This window comes from Streptomyces sp. PA03-5A (assembly GCF_033792725.1).
Classification (GTDB): domain Bacteria; phylum Actinomycetota; class Actinomycetes; order Streptomycetales; family Streptomycetaceae; genus Actinacidiphila.
In genome coordinates this window covers 1-22,662 of sequence record NZ_JARAVL010000036.1, presented here as the reverse complement: position 1 = coordinate 22,662, position 22,662 = coordinate 1, and the positions used below count along the sequence as shown (strand labels likewise).

General features: G+C 74.1%; 24 protein-coding genes and 1 riboswitch. Of the genes, 12 read left to right on the top strand and 12 right to left on the bottom strand.

Features of this window, described 5'->3' with window-relative positions; genetic code table 11:
- Positions 1-2 precede the first annotated feature (2 nt).
- Both thiS and thiO read right to left on the bottom strand, forming a co-directional pair.
- Positions 3-221 (bottom strand): sulfur carrier protein ThiS, encoded by a 219-nt coding sequence (gene thiS, locus PV410_RS34660; RefSeq protein WP_500329873.1) that lies wholly within the window; start codon positions 219-221, stop codon positions 3-5.
- On the bottom strand, positions 218-1,366 hold the full coding sequence (thiO, locus tag PV410_RS34655; RefSeq protein WP_500329871.1) for a glycine oxidase ThiO: 1,149 nt from the start codon (positions 1,364-1,366) through the stop codon (positions 218-220). Before thiO ends, thiS begins: the two co-directional genes overlap by 4 nt.
- Positions 1,363-1,476, bottom strand: a riboswitch (TPP riboswitch). Its footprint overlaps the gene before it by 4 nt.
- A gap of 82 nt (positions 1,477-1,558) precedes the next feature.
- Here thiO and PV410_RS34650 point away from each other — a divergent pair.
- The 5 genes from PV410_RS34650 to PV410_RS34630 all read left to right on the top strand — a co-directional run bounded on the left by PV410_RS34650 (position 1,559) and on the right by PV410_RS34630 (position 6,066).
- Positions 1,559-2,761 carry an NAD(P)/FAD-dependent oxidoreductase gene (locus PV410_RS34650; protein WP_500329870.1) on the top strand — a complete coding sequence of 401 codons (1,203 nt, stop codon included), beginning with the start codon at positions 1,559-1,561 and terminating at the stop codon, positions 2,759-2,761.
- A 100-nt stretch (positions 2,762-2,861) separates the two neighbouring features.
- Positions 2,862-3,227: an Rv2175c family DNA-binding protein gene (locus PV410_RS34645; RefSeq protein ID WP_500329869.1), complete on the top strand. Its 366-nt coding sequence runs from the start codon at positions 2,862-2,864 to the stop codon at positions 3,225-3,227.
- A gap of 47 nt (positions 3,228-3,274) precedes the next feature.
- Positions 3,275-3,967, top strand: a complete 693-nt coding sequence (gene thiE, locus PV410_RS34640) for a thiamine phosphate synthase (RefSeq protein WP_500329867.1) — start codon at positions 3,275-3,277, stop codon at positions 3,965-3,967.
- 162 nt (positions 3,968-4,129) lie between these two features.
- The gene (metF, locus tag PV410_RS34635) at positions 4,130-5,047 is read left to right on the top strand and encodes a methylenetetrahydrofolate reductase [NAD(P)H] (protein ID WP_500329866.1); all 918 of its coding nucleotides are present in this window, start codon (positions 4,130-4,132) and stop codon (positions 5,045-5,047) included.
- Between the two features lie 56 nt (positions 5,048-5,103).
- Positions 5,104-6,066 carry a hypothetical protein gene (locus PV410_RS34630; protein ID WP_500329864.1) on the top strand — a complete coding sequence of 321 codons (963 nt, stop codon included), beginning with the start codon at positions 5,104-5,106 and terminating at the stop codon, positions 6,064-6,066.
- Positions 6,067-6,087: 21 nt separating this feature from the next.
- On the opposite strand, the gene PV410_RS34625 is transcribed toward PV410_RS34630, so the two are convergent.
- The 6 genes from PV410_RS34625 to PV410_RS34600 form a co-directional block, all read right to left on the bottom strand.
- The gene (locus tag PV410_RS34625; protein ID WP_500329863.1) at positions 6,088-6,216 is read right to left on the bottom strand and encodes a hypothetical protein; all 129 of its coding nucleotides are present in this window, start codon (positions 6,214-6,216) and stop codon (positions 6,088-6,090) included.
- Positions 6,217-6,301: 85 nt separating this feature from the next.
- On the bottom strand, positions 6,302-7,831 hold the full coding sequence (locus PV410_RS34620; protein WP_500329862.1) for a phytoene desaturase family protein: 1,530 nt from the start codon (positions 7,829-7,831) through the stop codon (positions 6,302-6,304).
- 10 nt (positions 7,832-7,841) lie between these two features.
- The gene (locus PV410_RS34615) at positions 7,842-8,456 is read right to left on the bottom strand and encodes a DUF4126 domain-containing protein (RefSeq protein WP_499511376.1); all 615 of its coding nucleotides are present in this window, start codon (positions 8,454-8,456) and stop codon (positions 7,842-7,844) included.
- Between the two features lie 289 nt (positions 8,457-8,745).
- Positions 8,746-9,357, bottom strand: a complete 612-nt coding sequence (locus PV410_RS34610; RefSeq protein ID WP_499511375.1) for a TetR/AcrR family transcriptional regulator — start codon at positions 9,355-9,357, stop codon at positions 8,746-8,748.
- A 43-nt stretch (positions 9,358-9,400) separates the two neighbouring features.
- A complete protein-coding gene (locus PV410_RS34605) occupies positions 9,401-11,515 on the bottom strand; it encodes a YhgE/Pip family protein (RefSeq protein WP_500329860.1) in 2,115 nt (704 codons plus the stop codon).
- Entirely contained in the window at positions 11,487-12,209 is a 723-nt protein-coding gene (locus PV410_RS34600; RefSeq protein ID WP_500329954.1) for an ATP-binding cassette domain-containing protein, read from the bottom strand. The genes PV410_RS34605 and PV410_RS34600 overlap by 29 nt, the downstream gene beginning before the upstream one ends.
- A 226-nt stretch (positions 12,210-12,435) precedes the next feature.
- Here PV410_RS34600 and PV410_RS34595 point away from each other — a divergent pair, with 226 nt between their 5' ends.
- The 3 genes from PV410_RS34595 (at position 12,436) to PV410_RS34585 (ending at position 14,430) form a co-directional block, all read left to right on the top strand.
- On the top strand, positions 12,436-12,927 hold the full coding sequence (locus PV410_RS34595) for an SAV_6107 family HEPN domain-containing protein (protein ID WP_500329859.1): 492 nt from the start codon (positions 12,436-12,438) through the stop codon (positions 12,925-12,927).
- Positions 12,928-13,014: 87 nt separating this feature from the next.
- Complete coding sequence (locus tag PV410_RS34590) at positions 13,015-13,785, top strand: methyltransferase (RefSeq protein ID WP_500329858.1); 771 nt, start codon at positions 13,015-13,017, stop codon at positions 13,783-13,785.
- Positions 13,786-14,019: 234 nt separating this feature from the next.
- The gene (locus PV410_RS34585; RefSeq protein ID WP_500329857.1) at positions 14,020-14,430 is read left to right on the top strand and encodes an SCO2097 family morphological protein; all 411 of its coding nucleotides are present in this window, start codon (positions 14,020-14,022) and stop codon (positions 14,428-14,430) included.
- A gap of 180 nt (positions 14,431-14,610) precedes the next feature.
- On the opposite strand, the gene PV410_RS34580 is transcribed toward PV410_RS34585, so the two are convergent.
- The 4 genes from PV410_RS34580 to PV410_RS34565 form a co-directional block, all read right to left on the bottom strand.
- Positions 14,611-17,157: a transglutaminase TgpA family protein gene (locus tag PV410_RS34580; RefSeq protein WP_500329952.1), complete on the bottom strand. Its 2,547-nt coding sequence runs from the start codon at positions 17,155-17,157 to the stop codon at positions 14,611-14,613.
- A complete protein-coding gene (locus PV410_RS34575; RefSeq protein WP_500329855.1) occupies positions 17,157-18,500 on the bottom strand; it encodes a DUF58 domain-containing protein in 1,344 nt (447 codons plus the stop codon). Before PV410_RS34575 ends, PV410_RS34580 begins: the two co-directional genes overlap by 1 nt.
- A 34-nt stretch (positions 18,501-18,534) precedes the next feature.
- Positions 18,535-19,512, bottom strand: coding sequence for an AAA family ATPase (locus PV410_RS34570; protein ID WP_500329853.1), 978 nt, complete (start codon positions 19,510-19,512; stop codon positions 18,535-18,537).
- A 108-nt stretch (positions 19,513-19,620) separates the two neighbouring features.
- The gene (locus PV410_RS34565; RefSeq protein ID WP_499511367.1) at positions 19,621-20,163 is read right to left on the bottom strand and encodes a beta-class carbonic anhydrase; all 543 of its coding nucleotides are present in this window, start codon (positions 20,161-20,163) and stop codon (positions 19,621-19,623) included.
- Positions 20,164-20,357: 194 nt separating this feature from the next.
- Here PV410_RS34565 and mraZ point away from each other — a divergent pair, with 194 nt between their 5' ends.
- The 4 genes from mraZ to PV410_RS34545 form a co-directional block, all read left to right on the top strand.
- Positions 20,358-20,831: a division/cell wall cluster transcriptional repressor MraZ gene (gene mraZ / locus PV410_RS34560; RefSeq protein ID WP_500329851.1), complete on the top strand. Its 474-nt coding sequence runs from the start codon at positions 20,358-20,360 to the stop codon at positions 20,829-20,831.
- A gap of 156 nt (positions 20,832-20,987) precedes the next feature.
- A complete protein-coding gene (gene rsmH, locus PV410_RS34555; protein WP_500329850.1) occupies positions 20,988-21,956 on the top strand; it encodes a 16S rRNA (cytosine(1402)-N(4))-methyltransferase RsmH in 969 nt (322 codons plus the stop codon).
- On the top strand, positions 21,953-22,390 hold the full coding sequence (gene ftsL / locus PV410_RS34550; RefSeq protein WP_500329848.1) for a cell division protein FtsL: 438 nt from the start codon (positions 21,953-21,955) through the stop codon (positions 22,388-22,390). The genes rsmH and ftsL overlap by 4 nt, the downstream gene beginning before the upstream one ends.
- Before the next feature lie 73 nt (positions 22,391-22,463).
- Positions 22,464-22,662 (top strand): hypothetical protein (locus tag PV410_RS34545; RefSeq protein WP_500329846.1); only part of this gene is annotated, 199 nt, incomplete at its 3' end.

Sequence of the window (22,662 nt, the reverse complement as noted above, 5' to 3'; positions counted from 1 at the left end):
GGTCAGCCTCCCTGGACTGCGGTGAGGACCTCGACGCGGTCGCCGTCGCGGAGCGGGGTCGCCGGCCACTGGGCGCGGGGGACGACCGTCTCGTTGAGCGCGGCCGCCACTCCGGACGGGGCGACCGTCAGGGTCGCGACGAGGCGGTCGAGGGTGACGCCCTCGGCGACCTCCCGCGCCTCGCCGTTGACGGAGACGGACAGAAGGAGGGGCGCGGTCATGCGTGCTGCTCCTGGAGGGCGAAGCGGTCGGGGGAGAAGGGCCGGGCCTGCGCGGGGACTTCCGACCCGGTCAGGACCTCGGCCATCACGTCCCCGGTCAGCGGGGTCAGCAGCACGCCGTTGCGGTGGTGGCCGGTGGCCATCACCAGGCCGTCCAGCGCGCCGCGGCCGAGCACCGGGGCGTTGTCGGGCGTGCCGGGGCGCAGGCCCGCCTGCGTCTCGGTCAGCGGGAGTTCGGTGATGCCGGGGAGCAATTCGTGGGCGTCGCGGAGCAGTTCGTACACCCCGCCGGCGGTGACGGTGGTGTCCCAGCCCATCTCCTCGCTGGTGGCGCCGACGACCAGCTCGCCGTTCTCGCGCGGCACCAGGTAGACGTGACCGCCGCGCACCACGGCCCGTACCGTCCGCGACAGGAACGGCGCGTACGCCGCCGGCACCCGCAGCCGCAGCACCTGCCCCTTCACCGGCCGTACGGGCGGCAGCGCCCGTGCGGGCAGCCCCTCGACCCGGCCGCTGAGGCTCCCGGCGGCCAGCACCACCTGCCCGGCGGCGATCCGGGTGCCGTCCTCCAGGACCACCCCGCGGGCGCGGTCGCCCGTGACGTCCACCCGCGCCACCCGCGACCGCCGGAACTCCACCCCGGACAGCTCGCAGGCGCGCACCAGCGCCGCGGCCAGCCGCCGCGGGTCGATCTGGTGGTCGCCGTCGACCCGCAGCCCGCCGTGCACGCCGGGTGCGAGCATCGGCTCCAGGCGGCGGCACTCGCGGCCGCTGAGCCACTGCGACGCCAGGCCCAAGGACTCCTGGAAGGAGTGGAGTTCGCGCAGCTGCGCCCGGTCGTCGGCGTCGAGGGCGACGGCGAGGGTGCCGCACGTGCGGTAGCCGAGGTCGAGCCCCGTCGTCTCCTCCAGCTCGGCCACGAAGGACGGATAGCGCCGGGCCGCCGCGAGGTTGAGCTCCAGCAGCGGCTGCTCGCCGTACTGCACCTCCGTGACCGGCGCCAGCATCCCCGCGGCCACCCGGGCGGCCCCGCCGCCCGGTTCGGGGTCCGCGACCGCCGTGCGCAGGCCACGCCCGCGGGCCCGCCACGCGGTGACCAGTCCGATGATCCCGCCGCCGACCACGACGACGTCATGACGGTGCATGATGTTCCCGCTCCTCCCTTCGCCGGCATGACCCGGATCAGGTTCGTACGGTCGGCGGCCGCTCCAGCCGCCCTCTCAGCCCGGTGCGCCGGGCTCCCGCGAGTGCTCCTGAACCACCTTAGTACGCGCCATCCACGGCGAGTAGGGCACCGGTACCGGCGGGCGGCGCCCCCGCGGCGTTACGGTGATCGCGTGACCAGCAGCGAGCAGCGCGTCGTCGTCGTCGGGGCCGGGATGGCCGGAGTGCAGACCGCCGTGTCCCTGCGCGAGCAGGGCTGGGGCGGGACGATCACGCTGATCGGCGCGGAGCCGCACGCCCCCTACGACCGGCCGCCGCTGTCCAAGGGCGTGCTCTTCGGCGCCGAGGAGGGCCCGGCGCTGGACGTCGACTTCGCCGGGATCAACGTCGAACTGCTGCTCGGGCGGCACGCGACCGCCCTGCGCCCCGGGGAGCGGCAGGTGCACACCGACGCCGGCCCGGTCGGCTACGACAAGCTCGTCCTGGCCAGCGGCGCCGAGCCGGTCATGCTGCCGGGCAGCGAGGGCACGCCGGGCGTGCACGTGCTGCGCACCCTGGACGACGCCACGGCGCTGCGCCCGGTGCTGGAGAACCGGCACCGGGTCGTGGTGGTCGGTGCGGGCTGGATCGGCGCCGAGTTCGCCACCGCGGCCCGTCACGCCGGGTGCGAGGTGACCGTCGTCGAGGCCGCCGACCATCCGCTCGCCGGGGTGCTGCCCGAGCACATCGCCGAACGGATGCGCGGCTGGTACGCGGAGGAGGGCGTGGAGCTGCGCACCGGCGCGGTCGTCTCCTCCGTCGAGCCGGGCGCGGTGCGCCTGGCCGACGGCAGCGTGCTCGCCGCCGAGGCGGTCGTCATCGGGATCGGCGCCCGGCCCGCCACCGGGTGGCTGGCCGGCTCCGGCGTCGAGCTGGGGCCGGACCGCTCGGTCCTCGCCGACAACCGGCTGCGCACCTCGGTGCCGGACGTGTACGCGGTAGGGGACTGCGCCTCCTTCCCGTCGGCGCGGTACGGGGAGCGGCTGCTGATCCACCACTGGGACAACGCGGTGCAGGGGCCGCGCACGGCCGCCGCGAACATCCTGGGCGGTGACGAGCCCTACGACCCCGTCCCCTACTTCTGGTCGGAGCAGTTCGGGCGGTTCGTGCAGTACGCCGGGTACCACGTGGACTCCGACCGCATGCTGCTGCGCGGGGACCCGGACGGGCCCGCCTGGTCGGTGCTGTGGCTGCGCGACGGCCAGCTGGTCGCGCTGTTCGCCGTGGGCCGGCCCCGCGACCTGGCGCAGGCCCGCAAGCTCATCGCCCGCGGCGCCCACCTCGACGACACCCTGGCCGCCGACCCTGCGGTGCAGCTGCGGGCGGCGGTCGTCTGACGCCCGTGGTGGTGCCGGAGGCGTAGCGGACCCGTCAGGACGGAGCAACGGGTGGCCTGAGCGGTTCCATGGTGTCGGTCCGGGATGGCACGCTTGTCCTGTGACCGAGATCGACGCAAAGATTGACTCCCTCGTCCCCTCCTGGCTGTACGTCCCCGACGTCGCCGAGCGCCTCGGCGTGGAGGTGACCCGGGTCCGCCAGCTCATCAAGGAGGGCCAGCTCATCGCCGTGCGCCGTGGTGAGAACCGGGTGCTGATGGTCCCCGCCGACTTCATCGGCGAGGAGAAGATCGTGAAGGGCCTCGCGGGCACCCTCACCCTGCTCAAGGACGACGGGTTCAGCGACGAAGAGACCCTGGAGTGGCTGTTCACCCCGGACGAGAGCCTGCCCGGCACCCCCGTCCAGGCGCTGCGCGACAACCGCGGCACCGAGGTGAAGCGTCGCGCCCAGGCACTCGCCGTCTGACCGAACGACCCGCCACCGCCGCAGCCACCCGAGGGGGACCCGCCCGTATGAGCACGCGTACGAGCACGAGCACGAGCACCAGCACGGGCATCCGCGCCCAGCTCGCCGACGCCCGGCTCTACCTGTGCACCGACGCGCGCAAGCGCCACGGCGGCCTGGCGGAGTTCGCGGCGTTCGCGGACGCCGTGCTGGCCTCCGGGGTCGACGTCGTCCAGCTGCGCGACAAGAGCCTGGAGGCCCGCGAGGAGCTGGAGTACCTCGCGGTCCTCTCGGAGGAGTGCGGACGGCACGGCAGGCTGCTCGCGGTGAACGACCGTGCCGACGTGGCGCACGCCGCCGGGGCGGACGTCCTGCACCTGGGCCAGGGCGACCTGCCCGTGCCGGCCGCCCGTGCGATCCTCGGCGACGAGGTGGTCATCGGGCGGTCCTGCCACTCCGAGGCCGAGGCGGCCGCGGCCGCCGTGGAGCCCGGTGCGGACTACTTCTGCACCGGGCCGGTGTGGCCCACCCCGACCAAGCCCGGCCGGCCCGCGCCGGGCCTCGGCCTGGTCCGGTACGCGGCGGGCCTGGGCACGGACCGGCCGTGGTTCGCGATCGGCGGGATCGACCTGTCCAACGTGGAGCAGGTGCTCGACGCCGGGGCCCGCCGGATCGTGGTCGTACGGGCCGTCACCGAGGCGGCCGACCCGGGTGCCGCGGCGGCCGAGCTGGCCAAGCGGGTGCGCTCCTACGAGGACTGAGCGAGGACCGGGCGAGGACCGGACGACGGCGCAGCGGCGGCCCGCAGGGGGGGCGGGCGCCGTGCGGGGCCGTCTCGCGCCGCGAGCGCGGGATGTCCAAGGGGTGGACTTTTGGGCGTCGTCTGTTGGGACGGCCCAGTCCTCGCCGATAGCCTGAGGCCCATGGCCCTCGGAACCGCCTCCACCAGGACCGATCACGCGGTCACCATCCGTGAGCTGCTGGCCTCCGGCGAGCGCTCGTACTCCTTCGAGTTCATGGCGCCGAGGACCGAAAAGGGCGAGCGGACCCTGTGGAACGCGATCCGCCGCATCGAGGCGGTGGGCCCCACCTTCGTCTCCGTCACCTACGGCGCGGGCGGCAAGTCCCGCGAGGGCACGGTCCGGGCGACCGAGCGGATCGCCTCCGACACCACCCTGACCCCGGTGGCCCACCTGACCGCGGTCGACCACTCCGTCGCCGAGCTGCGCAACATCATCGGCCAGTACGCCGACGCGGGCATCCGCAACATGCTCGCGCTGCGCGGCGACCCGCCCGGCGACCCCATGGGGGAGTGGCTGCGGCACCCGGAGGGCGTCGACCACGCCTACGAACTGGTCCGGCTCATCAAGGAGTCGGGCGACTTCTGCGTGGGTGTCGCCGCCTTCACCGAGATGCACCCCCGCTCGACCGACTGGGAAAGTGATACGCGTCACTTCGTCGAGAAGTGCCGGGCGGGCGCGGACTACGCCATCACCCAGATGTTCTTCAACGCCGAGGACTACCTGCGCCTGCGCGACCGCGTCGGGAAGGTGGGCTGCGAGACCCCGATCATCCCCGAGATCATGCCGGTCACGAACGTGAAGCAGATCGAGCGCTTCGCCCAGCTCGGCAACGCGCCTTTCCCGCAGGAGCTCGCGGACCGTATCCTCGCGGTCAAGGACGATCCGGCCGCGGTGCGGGCGATCGGGGTCGAGTACGCGACCGAGATGTGCCGGCGGCTGATGGCCGAGGACATCCCGGGGCTGCACTTCATTACCCTTAATCACTCCACGGCGTCGTTGGAAATCTACGAGAATCTGGGACTGCACCAGAGGTCGTGAGGGCGGACCCGCCGCCCCAGTGGGCCGACGACGGTGAACGGTGAGGAAGTGCGCTCATGGCCTACACAGTGCTCTACATCGCCTTCGGGGTGGTCGCGCTGTGGCTGCTCGGTGAAGTGCTCCTGCAGTACAAGGCGCGGCTGAGGTGGCGACTGCTGGCCTTCGCGGGGTTCCTTGGTGTCGTCCTGGGCGTCTACCTGCCCTCGGTCCTCGTCATCGTGGCCGGTGCCGTCGCCTTCGGCGCGGGCCAGACGTTCGTCACGCTCTCCTACCGCCGCGGCTTCGTCGAGGGTTGGGCACTGCGCTCCCCCAAGGAGGGCGCCGACGACGAGGACGACGAGGAGGCGCCGCCGCTGCCACGCCGTGCCGCCGGCCGCCGCGGCCGGGGCGCGGAGCGCGACGAGCTGCCGGACGACGGCCTGGCGACGCCGTACGAGGAGCCCGCGGGCGAGACTCAGGCCGGTGCGGGCGTCGGGCAGTCCTACGACAGCTACGCCGCCGCCGGCCCGGCCGCGGCGGCACCCGCAGGGATGGACTCCACGCAGGTCTACCAGCCCATGCCCATGCACGAGGACAGCGGCGAGTACCCGATGTACAACGGGCAGCCGAACTACGCCCAGGACCCGTACGCGGGCGCCGGTTACCAGGACTACGCCACCACCGGCTACGGCGACTGGAACGGCGGCCAACAGCAACAGCAGCCCGCCGCCGCCTCGTACGACGCCTACGGACAGCAGCAGCAGACCGGCGGCTGGGAGCAGCAGCAGACGGCGGCCTACGGCACCTACGCGGGCGGCTACCAGGACCCGTACCAGGGGCAGGGCCAGGGCCAGGGTCAGGGCACCCAGCAGCAGTACGGCTACGACACCCCGGCGGGCGGCGTGTGGGTGCCGCAGCAGGGCGGGGAGCAGCAGCAGCCCTACGTTCCGCAGCAGCAGAACACCTACGACCAGCAGGGCCAGCAGCAGGGGCAGCAGCAGGGCCAGTACGACCCGTACGACCCCTACCGCTACAGCTAGCGCCCACGGGGCGCGGACCCGTCAGCCGAAGCCGACCCGCTCCAGCCGGAAGTCCAGCAGCCCGGCGTCACCGAGGACCTCCACGTCCGCGGCGGCGACGGGCTGCCGCCGGTGGACGAGGCGCAGGAGTCCGGGCAGCGGGCCGCGCACCGCGACGGCCGCCTCGGTCCGCGCGCGCGGCGCGGAGCACAGACGGTAGGGGAAGCCACCGGTGTCCGGGCGCGGGACGCGTGCCTCAGCGGCTGCCGCCGGGACCGCCCGCTATGAGGTCGGCGGCGATGGCACCGGACATGCCGGTGTGGGCGAGGCCGCCACCGGGGTGGGACCAGCCGCCCACCAGGTACAGACCGGGGACGAGCAGCCGGTTGCCGGGGTGCAGATGAGCCCCGTCCGCGCCGGCCAGGGCGGGGCGGGGGAGCCGGCCGCCCGGGGTGCCCGTCTCCTCCTCGGTGTCGGCGGGCGTGTGCACGGCCCGCCACAGCAGGCGGTCCGTCAGATCGGGCAGGACCGCGGCCGCTGCCTCCTGCGCCGCATCCGCGACGCGCTCGGCCGTACCCGGCGCCCGCCAGTCCACCCCCGAGGGGCCGTGGGGCGGGACCGTGACGCTCAACGTGACCGACTCCGAGGCGTCGTCGGGCCGCAGGGTGTCGTCGTCGGGGCGCAGCACCGTGACCGTCGGGCGGTCGTACAGCTCGCCCCGCGCCAGTGCGGCCGCCTCGGCCTCCAGGTCCGCGGTGTGGACGACCGTACGGTGCACGGCGTCCGAGGGCCGGGCCCCGCGCAGCGCCAGGCAGACCGTGAGGCGCCCGGGGCCCTCGCAGCGGGGGCCGGGACCGATGCCGTCCCACACCCCGTCGTCGGGCCGGACGTCCCCGGCGCCGTGCGCCAGCAGCGGGGGCAGCAGCCACGGGGCGACACCGGCGACGACCGTGTCGGCCTCCACCCTTGTGCCGTCGGCGAGTTCGAGACCGGCCGTACGGCCGTCCTTCTCCACGATCCCCGCGACCCCGGTCCCGAAGTGGAACTCAACCCTCCGCGCCACGCACCGGGCGTGCACGGCGTCGGCCAGCGCCCGCATGCCGCCGCGTACGTACCAACTGCCGAAGGTCTGCTCCATGTACGGCAGCACGGTGGCGCTGCCGGGCGCGGTGCGGGGGTCGAAGCCGTACGCCAGGGCATAGGAGCCGAGCAGCGCAGCGAGCCGCGGATCGTCCAGTTCGCGCCGGGCGACGTCGGCCAGGGTGGGCGCGCCGCGCCGGAACAGCCCCCGTCGCACGGGAGGAGCCGGATACGGATCGCGGCCGAGCGCGGCCGGGTCGCCGGCGAGCGCGTCCTCCAGCAGGGGGCGGCGCGTGGCCTCCCACACCTCCCGGGCCCGCACCAGCAGCTCGCTCCAGCGCTCGCCCGCGCCGGTGCCGAGCGCCGCGTCCAGGGCCGCGACGACCCCGCCGCGGGACGCGTTGGGCAGCGACACGGACGTGCCGTCGGAGAAGAGGTGGCGGCTCGCCGGGTCGACCTGGCGCAGCGCGACGCTGTCCTCCAGGCTCTCCCTGCCGGTCTTGACGAACAGGTCGCGGTAGACGGCGGGCAGGTGCAGCAGGCCCGGGCCGGTGTCGAACCCGAAGCCCGCGCGCTCCAGCCGCCGCACACCGCCCCCGTGGGTGCCGGCCCGCTCGTACACCGCCACCCGGTGCCCGCCGGTGGCGAGCCGGGCGGCGGCAGCCATGGCGCCCATCCCCGCGCCGATCACCGCAATCCGTGCCATGAACGGGACTCTAACCCCAGCCACCGACAACGCCGCGACCGGCCTTGCGGCGTTCCCTGCGGGCCTTCCAGCGCTGCCAGGCACGGCGGATCCGCGACAGTATGAAGATCACGGTGATGACGCCCAGCACGAGCAGCACGGCCGCGATGCTCGCCGCGGCCACCGGGTGGAAGAGCGCGAAGACGATGATCGCGGCGACGCCGACGTCCTCCGCGAGGCTGATCACGATGTTGCTCACGGGCTCCGGCGAGGTGTTGACGCCCATGCGGAGCCCGGCCTTCACCAGATGGCTCACCAGCGCCGTCGTCCCGCCGACCGCGCCCGCGGCGAGCTGCGGCAGCGAGCCGTCCTGCCCGGCCAGCAGGGCCGCCACCACGCCCCCGGCGACCGGCCGGATCGCGGTGTGCACGGCGTCCCACGTGGTGTCGACGTAGGGGATCTTGTCCGCGACCGCCTCGCAGAGGAACAGGATCCCCGCGGCGATCAGCACGTCGGTGCGCTCCAGGGCGGGCGGCACCTGGTCGCTGACGCCCGTGGCGCCCATCAGGCCCAGCAGGAAGACCACGGCGTAGGCGTTGATCCCGCTCGCCCAGCCGCTGGTGAACACGAGCGGAAGTACCGACATGGGCCGTGATGCTACCGAAGCCCTGGAAAACCACCGCGGCCTTTGAGCGATACGACCCGGTCATGAGTACCTGTACTCAGACCCCCACTTGAGTACCCGCACGGATGAGCGCGGGGCGGCCCGGACGCCAAGGTGGAGGCAACGGAAGGGCACGGCACCGGCACCGCCGACACGGGGCGGCGGAACGGCGCTGCGCCCGGCCGGAGCGGGGGTGCACGGGGGAGCGCCGTCCCGGAACGGCCCGACGGGGGATCGGGCCGCGCCGGGGCGGCGCGCCGTCGTACGGCGCTCAGGCTCGGGCGTGCCCCGCGACCCGTCCCTGCAGGAGCCGCGACAGGGCCGCGTGCACGTCGTCGATCGAGCGCTCGGGCTGGAAGGACAGCCAGTCCAGCGCCGCGACGAGCACCATCCCGAAGAGGGCGGCCGCCGTGAGCGGCACGTCGATCTCGTCGCTGAGCTCGCCCGCCGTCACCGCGTCGTGCAGCGTCTGCTCCACGACCGCGACCGCCTCCTTGCGCAGCACCATGAGCGTGTCCTGCCAGGCGCGGTTGGTCCGCCACAGCTCGGCCACGTACAGCTGCGTGAAGGACGGGTACTCGGCGATGAAGGCGAGCCCGGCCCGGATCATCGCGTCGATCGCGTCCACGTGGCTGCCGCCGCGGGCGGTGACGCCCGCCCCCGCCTCCCGCAGGGAGGCCGTCAGCAGGCCGACGCCGTGCCGCAGCAGCTCCTCGAAGAGCTCGTTCTTGCTGGCGAAGTTGTAGTAGACGGTGCCCTTGGCCACCCCGGCGCGCTCGGCGATCTCGTCGACCGTGGTGGCGGAGAAGCCCTGCTCGGCGATGAGCGTGACCGCGGCCTGGAAGAGCTTCTGCCGGGTGGCCTGCCGTCGTGCACTGTTCATGACGACGATTGTCTACGGTCCGGGCGCCCGGTTTCGTGCGGCCTCACAGGGACAGCTCCGGATGCAACCGGTCCAGCGTCCACACCTGCTTGCGGCGGGCCGCCACCGCGGTCAGCGCCAGCGCGCCCGCGGTGAAGGCGAGCAGCACCAGGACCGCCCGCCACACCGGCCAGAGCCCGCCGCCCGTGATGAGGTGGCGCAGCCCCTCGACGACGTAGGTCATCGGCAGGAAGGGGTGGATCGCGTTGAAGAAGCCGGGGCTGGTCTGCACCGGGTAGGTGCCGCCCGCCGAGGTGAGCTGCAGCATGAGCAGCGCCAGCACCAGCACGCGTCCCGCCGGCCCGAAGCGGGCGTTGAGCCACTGCACGATGGCGGCGAAGCAGGCGGTCACCAGTACGAGGAAGCCGACCGTCCCGGCCGCCCGCACCATCTGCAGGCCGATCGCCCAGTGCAGCACCGCCATCAGGGCCAGTGTCTGCAGCACCCCTATGGCGAGCACCGGCAGCCACCCGGCCACCGCGATCCGCCAGGCGGGGGCGCCCGCGGCCATGGCGCGCCTGCTGAGCGGCGGCAGCAGCATGTAGGCGACCATCGCGCCGACCCACAGGGACAGCGGGATGAAGTAGGGGGCGAAGCCCGTCCCGTAGTTGGGCGCCTTGTGCAGCGACTGCGCGGCGAGCCGGACCGGGTCGGCCATCACCTCGGTGCGGTCGGCGCGCTCGGCGCCGTCGTAGTCGGGGATCCGGGACGCGCCGTCGTGCAGGCCGTCGGCGAGCTGCCCGCTGCCGTCGGTGAGCCGGGTCAGACCGGTCGTCAGCTGGTTGCTGCCGTCCGACAGCCGGTACATCCCGCCCGCCAGGGTGTCGGCCCCGGAGGCCAGGTCCCGGAGCCCGGCGTCGAGGGCGCCCGCGCCGTCCGACGCCGTCCGCAGCCCCTTCGCCACCTTGTGGGCGCCCTCGTTGAGCCGGTTGACGCCGTCGACGGCGTTCTGCAGTTTCGTGGCGAGCGCCGGGTCCGACAGCGCCACGGCCGCCGAGTGCAGCGCGTCGAGGTCGTCGCGGAGGTCGTCGAGGGCGGCGGAGTGCCCCTGCACGTAGGTGTCGAGACGGGCGGCGACGCCCGCCACCTCGTCGGCGGCGTCGACGGCCTGCTTCAGCGTCCGGCACTGCGGGGTGACGGCGCCCAGGGGGCACTGCTCGGCGTAGGCGTCGTGGATCCCGGCGGCGGCCGCCTCGGCGTCGCGGGCCGCCCGCGCCGACTGCCGCGGCAGGTCGCCGATGCCGTCGCGGGCGGCCTGCGAGCCGCGGGCGACGACCCGGGCCACCGCGTTGATCTCCTTGACGTGCTGCTTGACGAAGGTCAGTTCGTCCGAGGCGCCGTTGACCTTGTCGGCCAGTGCCTGGGTCCCCGAGGCGACCTGGCCGGCGCCGCTGTCGAGCGCCCCCAGCCCGCCGGCCAGCGAACTGCTGCCCTTCTTCGCCGTGTGCAGGCCGCCGGCCAGCCGGCGCGCGCCGTCCTCGGCGGTGGAGATGCCGTCGCCGAGCCTCTTGGAGCCGGTCCGGGCCGAGCCCGCGCCCTTGGTGACGTCGTCCGCGCCGTCGGCGGCCCTGACCGTCTCGTCGTGGAGGTCGGAGAAGGCCACGAAGATGCGGTCGTAGAAGTCCCTCGACGCCTTGGTGGAGGCGGCGGACCGTACTTCGGAGAAGACCGTGCGGGAGATCTGCCCCACGACGTAGTTGTTCGCGTCGTTGGTGCGCACCTGGAGCGCGCCGGTGCGCGGGTGGTCGCCGGAGCTCGACGCGACGCGCGCGCTGAAGTCCCGCGGGATGGTCAGCGACAGGTAGTACGTGCCGTCCTCGACGCCCTTGGCCGCCTCGGCGGCACTGGTCTCGCGCCAGTCGAAGGTGGCGCTCTCCCGCAGGCCGTCCACGATGGAGTCGCCCGCGGCGAGCCGTTGCCCGTTCACGGTGGTGCCCTGGTCGGCGTTCACCAGGGCGACGGGGATCTTGTCCAGCCGCCCGTAGGGGTCCCAGAAGGACCACAGGTACAGGGCGCCGTAGAGCAGCGGCAGGAGCAGCAGCGACACCATGGCCGCGCGCGGCAGCCGCCCCCTGCCGAACTTCCTCAGCTCAAGCGCTGCCAGCCTCGGCGTGCGCATCGGCCGCCCCCTCCTCGTCGTCGGTCTTAGCGTCGGTATGCGTGTCGGTCTCCGCGGCGGCCGGCCGGGTGCGCGCCACGACGGCGTCCCCCGGAGCCTGGGAGCACACCGCCAGCACCGTCGTGCCGCCCGCGGCGACGGCCCGCAGCATCGCCCAGGCCTCCTCGCGTTCCGCCGGGGCCAGCTTGTGGTCGGCGTCGTCCACCGCCAGCACCTTGGGGCGGCCCAGCAGCGCGAGGGCGGTGCCCAGACGCAGGGCCTCGAGCCGCTCCAGGTCCCGGGCCGCGGTGCGCTCGGCCTTGGGCAGCGTCGACAGGTCCAGCCCGGCCGCCGTCAGCGCCCCGTCGACGCGCGCCCTGTCCGTCGTGCCGGGCCGCACCAGTTCGCGCAGCGAGCCGCCGAACCGCCGCTGCAGCAGCACGCGTTCCCGAAGGTGCTCGCCGACGGTGAGGGCCGGGTCGAGTTCCGCGACCCCCGTGACGGGGCCGAGCGCTGCGACGCGGCGGACCGCGGCGAGCTGTTTGGGCAGCGTGAGCCCGGCCACCTCGGCCCGGCCCTCCGTGGCGCGCATGCGCCCGGTCAGCGACAGCAGCAGACAGGTGCGGCCCGAGCCGGAGGCACCCTCGACGGCGACCAGACCGCCCGCCGGCGCGGTGAAGGTGACGTCCCGGAACACCCAGCCCCGGGGCCCCATGAGCCCGAACCCCTCCGCGGTGATCACTCGCCCGCCCCCATTCTTTGAACTGACCAGTCAGTGCAAAAACACTAACGCATCGCGCCACCGGACCGCGAATCCAGGGACGTTGTCCGGCCACCGCGACCGTTTGTGCAGGTCAGCGCGATTGTCAGAGGTGTGCTTCACGATGAGTGCTGAAGGTCAGGAACTGTCGGACACGTCATGCGAAGACAGGAGGAATGTGATGACCGTGCCAGCCCGCAGGGCCGCCGTCGCCGGCGGCAGTGCCGCCGACGTCCACCCCGTGCTGCGCAAGGCCACCGCCCCCGCGGCCGCCCTCGACCTGCTCGCCCAGGCCCGGCGGGGGCTCGATGAGGCCGCCGTCCTGGAGACCCCCAACGACCGTTTCGCCACCGCCCACTTGGCCGCCCTGCGCACCGCGGCCGCCGTCCTCGCCGTGCGCGGCCGCCCCGAACCCACCAGGCGGCGCCGGCAGCGGATACGCAGTGCTTGGGAGGTGCTGCCCGAGGTCGCGCCCGAACTGGCCGAGTGGAGCGCCCTGTTCGAGGCGGGAGCCCGTCAGCGGGCGCGCGCCGAGGCCGGCATCCAGGGCGCGGTCAGCCCCCGGGAGGCCGACGACCTCGTCCGTGCGACGGGGATGTTCCTGCGGCTCGTGGAGCGCCTGCTGGTGCTGCAGCCCGTGCTGGACCGGCCGCAGACGGGCCGTCCCGCTTGATCGGCCGCCGGGCGGCAGCCCACTAGAGTGGGTCCCAGGCCGGGTCGACCGGTCCCCTGCCCCGTCCGTCCGCGAGGAGCCGTCCGCATGTCCCGTCCAGGAGGGGCCGAACCGCTGCGGCCCCGCGCAGCCCTGCGTACCGCCGTGGTCTGGGAGGTCCTGCGCGATGCGCTGGACCGGCAGGCCAAGGCCGCCGGACGGGACGTCCTCGACGTGCTCGACACCGGTGGCGGCACCGGCAACTTCGCGGTACCCGTGGCCAGTCTGGGCCACCGGGTCACCGTGGTCGACCCCAGTCCCGACGCGCTCTTCGCCCTCGAACGCCGCGCGGCGGAGGCAGGCGTCACCGAACGTGTCCGCGGGGTGCAGGGCGACGCCCACGGACTGCTCGACGTCGTGCCGGCCGGCAGCCACGACGTCGTGCTCTGCCACGGCGTGCTGGAGTACGTGGACGACCCCGCCGAGGGCGTGCGCAACGCCGCGGGCACCCTGCGCGCCTCCGGCGCCCTCAGCCTGCTCGCCGCCAGTCGTCACGGGGCCGTGCTCGCCCGGGCGCTCGCCGGTCACTTCGGCGAGGCCCGGCACACCCTGGACGACCCCGACGGCCGCTGGGGCGACGGCGATCCGGTGCCCCGCCGCTTCACCGCGGGCGAGCTGACCGCGCTGGTCGCCGACGCCGGGCTGCGGGTCGGATCGGTGCACGGTGTCCGGGTCTTCGCCGACCTCGTCCCCGGCGTCCTGGTGGACACCGAACCGGGCGCGATGGACGCCCTGCTGAGGCTGGAACTGGCCGCCGCCGAGCAGCCCGCGTTCCACGCCGTGGCGACCCAGTTGCACGTGCTGGCCGAGCGCGGCTGAGCCGGAACCGGGGGCGGCGCCCCTTGCCTCTTCCGGTCACCCACCGGGAGGAGTCCGTCACACGCCCCCCGATTCCCGGTTCAGGGCCTTATGCTGGCATGACGTGGCGTTCGACGGGGAAAACACCCCCCGTCGGATTGGCGTAGTGGGGCGGGTTTCACGGGGGCGATTCCCTGCCTATCCTGGAAGGGTCGTACCGGTCGCTCCCCCGCGACCGACGAGGAGGAGGACTCCGTGCCGCTCTCGGAGCACGAGCAGCGCATGCTCGAGCAGATGGAGCGAGCGCTGTACGCCGAAGATCCCAAGTTCGCGTCGGCGCTTGAGGGAAGCGGGCTGCGCACCTACACCAGGCGGCGCGTCTACCTGGCTGTGGCGGGCTTCCTGGTGGGCATCGGGCTGTTGATGGGCGGCATGATCGCCCAGCAGCCCTGGATCAGTGTCGTGGGCTTCCTCGTGATGCTCGGTTGTGCCGTTCTCGCCGTCACCGGCTGGCGCCGTGCCGCCAAACCGGGTGCGGCCCCCGCTCCCGCGGGGAACTCCCCGCAGGGTGCCGTCGGACGGGGCCGTCGCCTCCAGCCGCGGCGCAAGATGATGGACCGGATCGAGGAGCGCTGGCAGCGGCGCCGCGACGAACAGGGCCACTGACACACAGACCAAGACGAAGGGGGCGGGGTTCCGGTCGGAACCCCGCCCCCTTCGCCATGCTGTCCTCTGGGCCGACGGGGGTGCGGCGTGCGGCCCGCCGACAGATCGGCACCGCGTACCGCCGCGCGCCGCTCGTGGGGACCGGACCCCTGGGGGCCGGCCGGCCGGCCCCCAGGGGCCTCAGGAGCTCCGGCGCTGCCGCAGCGGTCGCATCACGGCGTCGCCCGCACCGCGCAGCCTGGCAGAGAAGCGGGCCGAGGCCGCCGACCAGCGCTCCGCGGACCGCCAGACGACCCGGACCGTGGAACGCGGCAGCAGCACGGCACGGATCCGCGTCATGCCGTCCGCGTTCCTGCGCAGCCCCTCCCGCACCAGTTGGACGTCCTTCGCCGAGCCCGTGGCCGTCGGCGGTCGCGGCGAGAACAGGGCCTGCTCCACCGAGGTCGCCAGACGCTGCGCCGCCTCCGCCGAGGGCCCTTCCAGCCCGCCGTCGCGGACGAGGCGCGCCGCGACCCGGCGCGGGGTCTCGGACTCGTCGGGCCGCAGACCGTAGTCCCACGCGGTGTCGATCAGCTCCAGCCAGGCCGCCAGGGTCCGGGCACCGTCCCGGGCGCCCATGGCGTCCAGCTCGCCGGCCGTCAGGCCCTGCGATGCCCCGCCCTGCCCCTGCCCGTCGGCTCCCGCCGTGCCCCGGGCACGCCCGGTGAGCTCCAGCCATGCCGCCAGTGCCGCCGGGTCCTGGCCGCCGCCGCGCAGTCGCTGGAAACGCTGCCTGCGCCGCAAGAGCAGCGGCAGCAGCAGGACCAGGACCACCAGCGGCACCACGGCCCAGGCGAGGACGCGCAGCGTCCACGTGACGATCCGCGGCCACAGCCGCTCGTCCTGCGTGCCGACGCCCGAGGCCTGCCCCAGGGGGTCGCAGTTGCCGAGCTGGGCGTCCTTGCCCAGGCAGGACGGGGAGACGGTCGGGCCGGTGCTGGCCCCGGCCCCCGCGGACTGCTCAGGGGTGTCGGGCGCCGTGGGCCCGGAGTCGGAGGTGGCCGCCTCCTGGGTGTAGCCCGGCAGGGTGCCGCGGGTCGGCGTGGGCTCGAACCGCGTCCAGCCGACGCCCTCGAAGTACACCTCGGGCCAGGCGTGCGCGTCCTTCAGCCCCACCGCGTACGCACCGTCCGACTCCGAGGTGCCGGGCGTGAAGCCGACCGCCACCCGCGCGGGGATGCCCAGGGTCCGCGCCATCGCCGCCATCGTGAAGGCGAAGTGGATGCAGAACCCTTCCTTGTTGCGCAGGAAGCGGGTGATGGCCTGCACACCGGTGCCGGAGCGCACCGAGGTGTCGTACGAGAAGGCGCCCGAGGTGAACCACCGCTGCAGCGCGAGGGCACGCTCGTAGTCGTTGGTGGCGTCCTTGGTGACCTCCAGGGCCGTCTGCGCCACCACCGGGGGCAGCGAGTCCGGCACCTTCGTGTACTCGGCCCGCAGCCGGGCGTCGGCAGGCGGCGCGCTCGCCAGCTGCTCCGCGGTCGGCTCCAGCGCCAGGCTGCTGACCTGGTAACGGGTGTCCGAGGTGGTCTGGCCCCGGTCGCCGATGATGGTGCGGCCGGTGGGCTCGAAGCGCCAGCGCCCGTCGACCTGCACCTGTGTGGCCGGGTACGGCAGCGGCAGCCACATCTGGACGTAGCTCTTGTCCGCCGCGACCGAGGTGGCGACCTCGGTGGCCTTCACGTCGGGACCGAGCCCCTGGGGGCTGGGCAGCACCTTGGGCACGCCCGTCAGGGAGCGCTGCGCGGGCTCCCACTTGTCACCGGTGAAGCGGTCCAGCGCCACGATCCGCAGGTACATGTCCGCGTTGGAGACGGCGTTCGTCCGGTACCGGAGCACGACCCGGTCGTCGGGCTGGTTGAGGTTGTCCTGGAGCGCGACCACGGGGTTGACCGCGGAGATCGTGCCGCCGCCGCGTCCGTTGCCCGTGCCCGAGCCCCCCGTCGGCAGCAGCCCGACGCCCATCGAGGGCAGCGCCGCCGGCGCCACCAGGGCGATGCCGAGCGCCATCGCCCCTATGCGGCGCCCGGTCCGCACCGGGGCCACCGCCCCGGTCGGTCCTCCGTACCCGGCGCGCGCCCCGGACCCGACGCCGCCGAAGACCCGGCCCCAGCGCGAGATCCGGTCCCGGCCCTCGGCCAGCAGGAGCAGCAGGTAGCCGACGGCCGCCAGCAGGAAGTACGGCCAGCGGGTGCCATCGCCCCCGGCCAGCCCCGCCGCGATCGAGTACAGGGCCAGCAGCGGCAGCCCGGCCGGGGCCGCGCTGCCGTAGGTCACCGCCAGCGCGTCCACGGTCAGCCCGATCAGCAGCACGCCGCCGAGCAGCAGCAGCCGGATGCCCGGGGTGACCGGCGCCGGGATGGCGAACTGGGTCACGTCCTGCATCGCGGCCGTCAGCAGGTTGCCGAACTGGGTGAACGCCGCGGGCCCCGGCAGGAACCCGAGCAGGGCCTGTTCGCCGGCGAACATCAAGGTGAGCACCAGCAGCGTGACCACCGCCTGTGCCAGCACGGTCAGCGGGCGGGCCAGCGGCACCCGCCGGGCCAGCGCGCCCACCCCGGTCTGCAGCGCCACCAGGAAGGCGGCCTGCAGGATCCACGAGTTCGGCGTCGCCAGCGGCAGCAGCGAGCAGGCGGTCATCAGCGTCGCCGCCGCCGCGCAGACCGCGAGCCGCCCTCGTCCGCTCATCATCGCGTCCCCGCCTCCTCACGCGACCGGTACCGGTCGGCGCGCTGCCACAGGTCGGGCAGCCCGTCGCCGGCGGCGGCCGGGAGCACCGTCCAGCCCGCCTCGTGCAGCATCCGCACGGCCCGGGCCGAGCCGTCCTCCGGCGCGTCCGCGTCCGTGCCCGTCCGCGGCGCCTCGGGCCGTCCCGTCCCGTCCTCGTCCAGCGCCCCCCAGGCGGCGCTGTCCAGGACGAAGGCGACGGCGGCCCCCGCCCGCTGCCGCATCCGCCCCGCCATCGCGGCCTGCTCCTCGTCGAGGTCCCCGAAGAACGCCACCAGCAGGCCCTCGCTGCCCGTGCGCAGCACGTCCAGCGCACGGGAGAGCCCGGCGCCGTCCGAGTGGTCGACCACCGCCAGGGTGTCCAGCAGGGTGCCGGCCGCGTCCGAGGAGTCGGTGCCGCCGAAGCCGTCGTTCCCGGGCACCGTGGTGCCGGTGTCGGTGAGCAGCCGTACGGAGTAGCCGCGCTCCAGCATGTGCATCGCCACCGAGGCCGCCCCGGACACCACCCACTCGAAGGCCGAGTCCGGCCCGGCGCCGAAGTACGCCACGGCCCGGGTGTCCAGCAGCACCGTGCACCGGGCGCGGTGCGGCTGCTCCTCGCGGCGCACCATGAGCTCGCCGTACTTGGCGGTCGAGCGCCAGTGCACCCGGCGCAGGTCGTCGCCGTGGCGGTAGCCGCGCGGGATCACGTCGTCCTCGCCCGCCAGGGTCAGCGCGCGGGTGCGGCTCTCCCCGTAGCCGGAGGAGTCGCCCTTGAGCTTGACCGGCGGCAGCGGTTCCACGCGGGGCACCACGGTCAGGGTGTCGTACGCGCTGAAGGAGCGGGTCAGCTCGCACATGCCGAAGGGGTCGGTCAGCCGCAGCTGCAGCGGCCCCAGCGGGTAGCGCCCGCGCAGGTCGGAACGGACCCGGTAGGACACCTCGCGGTGGCCGCCGGGCTCCACCCGGTCCAGGATGAAGCGGGGCCTGGGCCCCAGCACGTAGGGCACCCGGTCCTGGAGCATCAGCAGGCCGGTGGGCAGCCGCGACACGTTGTCCACCCGCAGGTGCACCCGCGCCTCGGACATTGCCGGCACGCGCGAGGGCGACAGCCGGCGGCTGCCGGCGACGCGGTAGCGCGTGCGGTGGAGCACGGCCACGCAGACCAGCGGCAGCACGGCCAGCAGCAGGCCGACCCGCAGCAGGTCCGGCTGCCCCAGGACGTAGGCGCACACGGCCGCCGCGATCCCCGCGGCGAGGAACGAGCGGCCCCGCGTGGTGAGGCCGCCCAGGGCGGCCCGGAAGCCGCTTTCACGCTCGGTCACGCGGCACCTCCAGCGTCCCCGTCCGTCGTCCGGGTCACCGGCTGCCGTACGGGTCGGGGACCGGCGTGCGCTGCACGATCTCCGCGACGACCTGCTCCGGGGTGCGCCGGTTCAACTGGGCCTGTGCGGTCGGCAGCAGACGGTGCGCCAGCACGGCGCCGGCCAGCGTCTGGACGTCGTCGGGGAGCACGTAGTCCCGGCCGTCCAGGGCCGCCGCGGCGCGGGCGGCGCGCACCAGGTGCAGCGTGGCGCGTGGGGAGGCGCCGAGTCTCAGGTCCGGGTGGTCCCGGGTGGCCGAGACCAGGCTCACCGCGTAGTGCCGCACGGCCGGGGACACGTGCACCGTCCGTACCGCTTCGACGAGTTTGACGATCTCGTGCGCGTGGGCGACCGGCTGCAGGTCGTCCAGCGGGCTGACGCCCGCGTGCACGTCGAGCATCTCCAGCTCGGCCTCCATGCTGGGGTAGCCGATGGAGACCCGGGCCATGAAGCGGTCCCGCTGCGCCTCGGGCAGGGGATACGTCCCCTCCATCTCCACCGGGTTCTGGGTGGCGATGACCATGAAGGGGCTCGGCAGCGGGTAGGTGCTGCCGTCGATGGTGACCTGCCGCTCCTCCATCGACTCCAGCAGCGCCGACTGCGTCTTGGGCGACGCGCGGTTGATCTCGTCGCCGACGACGATCTGCGCGAAGATCGCGCCCGGCTTGAACTCGAAGTCGCGGCGCTGCTGGTCGAAGACGCTGACCCCGGTGATGTCCGACGGCAGGAGGTCCGGCGTGAACTGGATGCGCCGGACCGAGCAGTCGATCGACCGGGCCAGCGCCTTGGAAAGCATCGTCTTGCCGACGCCGGGGACATCCTCGATGAGCAGATGTCCCTCGGCGAGCAGCACCGTCAGCGCAGTCCGTACGACCTCGGGCTTGCCCTCGATCACGTTCTCCACCGACCGGCGTACGCGGTCCGCCGTGGCAGTCAGATCGCTGAGGCTCGCTCGCGCGTCATAGGTCGTCACCCGGTTCTCCTCGGCCCGTTCCTGGGGACACGGTCATCCCTGGACCGGCCCTCCCCGTTATACGAAGCATTCTCCCCTTCAACTATGCTCCGCGTCACTCCGCTTCCGTTACTCGTTTGTGATTTCGCGCAGCAGGCCGGTGTGCACGTCGAACACAAACCCCCGCACATCGCCCGTGTGGGTCAGGAAGGGGGACGTCCGGACCCGCTGCATCGACTGCCGCACGTCCTGGTCGACGTCACGGAAGGACTCCACCGCCCAGGTCGGACGCTGGCCCACCTCCTCCTCCAGCTCCGTGCGGAACTCCTCGGTCAGCGACTCCAGGCCGCAGCCGGTGTGGTGGATCAGCACGACCGAGCGGGTGCCCAGGGCGCGCTGGCTGATGGTCAGCGAGCGGATGGTGTCGTCGGTGACCACACCGCCGGCGTTGCGGATGGTGTGGCAGTCGCCGAGCTCCAGGCCCAGCGCCTTGTGCAGGTCGAGGCGGGCGTCCATGCAGGCGACCACGGCCACCTGCAGAACGGGGCGGGCGTCCATGCCGGGGTCGCGGAACTGCTCCGCGTAGCGCCGGTTCGCCTCGACCAGCCGGTCGGTGACGGACGCCGTGCCGGTGCCGGCGGGAACCGCGGACTCATGCGCGTTTATCGACATGACACGACCGTAGAGGGCACGGTCTCTTCCGACCTGCTGGAGGGTCCGGCAAATCTCGGTCAAACCGGTGCACTGTGAGGTAACCCACAGGCGTCGCGCGCGCTCGCCCGTGCGGGTGATTCGGGCGCGGACGCCCACGAGGGCGCCCGTGCCAGGGCAGGCTTCTCGTTGACCGTGGGGGCCGGTGGAGTAAAGTGGCGCGAAGTGGGTCGACCAACCTGGTGCGGGAGGTGCGGATGTTCCTCGGGACGTACGCGCCACGGCTGGACGACAAGAGCCGGCTGGTCCTCCCCGCGAAGTTCCGCGAACAGTTCGCGGACGGCCTGGTCATCACCAAGGGCCAGGAGCGCTGCCTGTACGTATGGCCGGTCGAGGGCTTCCGCGCCCTCACCGAGGAGCTGCGCAGCGCCCCCCTCACCTCCAGGGCGGCACGCGACTACATGCGCGTGCTCTTCGCCGGCGCCCATGACGAGGTCCCCGACAAGCAGGGCCGCGTCACCCTCCCGCAGCCCCTGCGCGACTACGCCGGACTGCGCCGCGACTGCGCGGTGATCGGCGCCAACACCCGGGTCGAGGTCTGGGACGCGGCGGCCTGGGAGGACTATCTGGCGGGTCAGGAAGACGCCTTTTCGGCGTTGTCCCAGGAGGTGCCTCCCGGCTTACTGTGACCTCGCCCGTAGCCTGATGGCTCACGTACGAGTACGTGACGCTCGGCCTCCTCCCGCTCCCCGGTCCGCTGGCACTCCTTCCCCGGTGCCAGAAGGCCGCCCACGAGCGGGCGGGGACCCAGTGGTACGTCCCCGCGAGCAGATGAGAAGGGCTTCATGAGCACCACCCCGTCCGAGCCACGCCACGTCCCGGTCATGCTGGACCGCTGCCTGGACATGCTGGCGCCCGCCGTCGAAGCGCCGGGCGCGGTGGTCGTGGACGCTACCCTCGGCCTCGGCGGGCACAGCGAGGCACTGCTGCGGCGGTTCCCCGAGGTCCGGCTGGTCGCCGTCGACCGCGACCCCGCCGCGCTCAAGCTCGCCGGTGAGCGGCTCGCCCCGTACGGCGACCGGGCCACCCTCGTGCACGCCGTCTACGACGAGATCCCCGAGGTGCTGGAGCGGCTCGGCGTCCCGAAGGTGCAGGGCGTCCTGTTCGACCTGGGCGTCTCCTCCATGCAGCTGGACGAGGCCGACCGCGGCTTCGCCTACGCCCAGGACGCGCCGCTGGACATGCGCATGAACCAGACCGCGGGCATCAGCGCCGCCGAGGTCCTCAACACCTACCCGCCGGGCGAGCTGGTGCGGGTGCTGCGCGACTACGGCGAGGAGAAGTTCGCCCGCAAGATCGTGGAGGCGGTCGTCCGCGAGCGGGCACGCGAGCCCTTCACCACCAGCGCCCGGCTGGTCGAGCTGATCCGCGAGGCGCTGCCGCAGGCCGCCAAGCGGACCGGAGGCAACCCGGCCAAGCGCACCTTCCAGGCGCTGCGCATCGAGGTCAATGGGGAGCTGACAGTGCTGGAGCGCGCCATCCCCGCGGCCGTCGCCACGCTCGCCGTGGGCGGCCGGATCGTCGTGCTGTCCTACCACTCCCTGGAGGACCGCCTCGTCAAGGGCGTCCTCGCCGCCGGCGCGGCCATCACGGCGCCGCCCGGCCTGCCCGTGGTGCCGGAGCAGTACCAGCCGCGGCTCAAGCTGCTCACCCGCGGCGCCGAGCTGCCCACGGAGGACGAGATCGCCGCCAACCGCCGGGCCGCCCCGGCGCGGCTGCGCGGCGCCCAGCGGATCCGCGAGGCCCTGGCGTGAGGCGGCGCACCTCGGCGGCGCGCTCGCCCTTCGTCCTGCTGATCGTGCTGCTGCTGGGCGGCGGCCTGATCACCCTGCTGCTGCTCAACTCGGCGGTGAACCGGGACTCCTTCAAGCTCAGCGAGCTGCAGAAGAAGACCACCCAGTACACCGACGAGGAGCAGGCGCTGCAGCAGGAGGTCGACCAGTACTCGGCGCCGGACGCGCTGGACGAGCAGGCCCGCGACCTGGGCATGGTCCCCGGTGGCAACCCGGCCTTCCTCGCCCCCGACGGCAGGGTCCTGGGCAGGCCCGGCGCCGCGCCCTACGTGCCGGCCCCCAGCCCGAGCACGGCGCCCGCCACCGTCGCTCCCAGCGGCTCCGCGGCCGCCTCCCTGGGCCCGACGCCGTCCGCCTCCGCCAAGCCCAGCACGAGCCCCAAGGAGACCCCGTGACCGCTGCTCCGGGGCCCCGCGCCCTCCACCCGCACCGATCCGCCCGTCCGGCCGGCCGGGAAGGTGCCGGGGCGTGGTGACCCGCGACGGGGAGCCGCCGCGCGAGCGGGGCGACCGCGGCGAGCGGGGCGAACGGCGTGACCGGGCCGGCCGGGAGAACGGCGCCGGCCGCCCGGGGCCCGACGCCCGGGGCCGTGGCGGCCGCGGTGACGGCGGCGGAGCCGCCCCCCGGCGCCGGCAGGTGCCCCGGGGACGCGACGGCGACGCCGGAA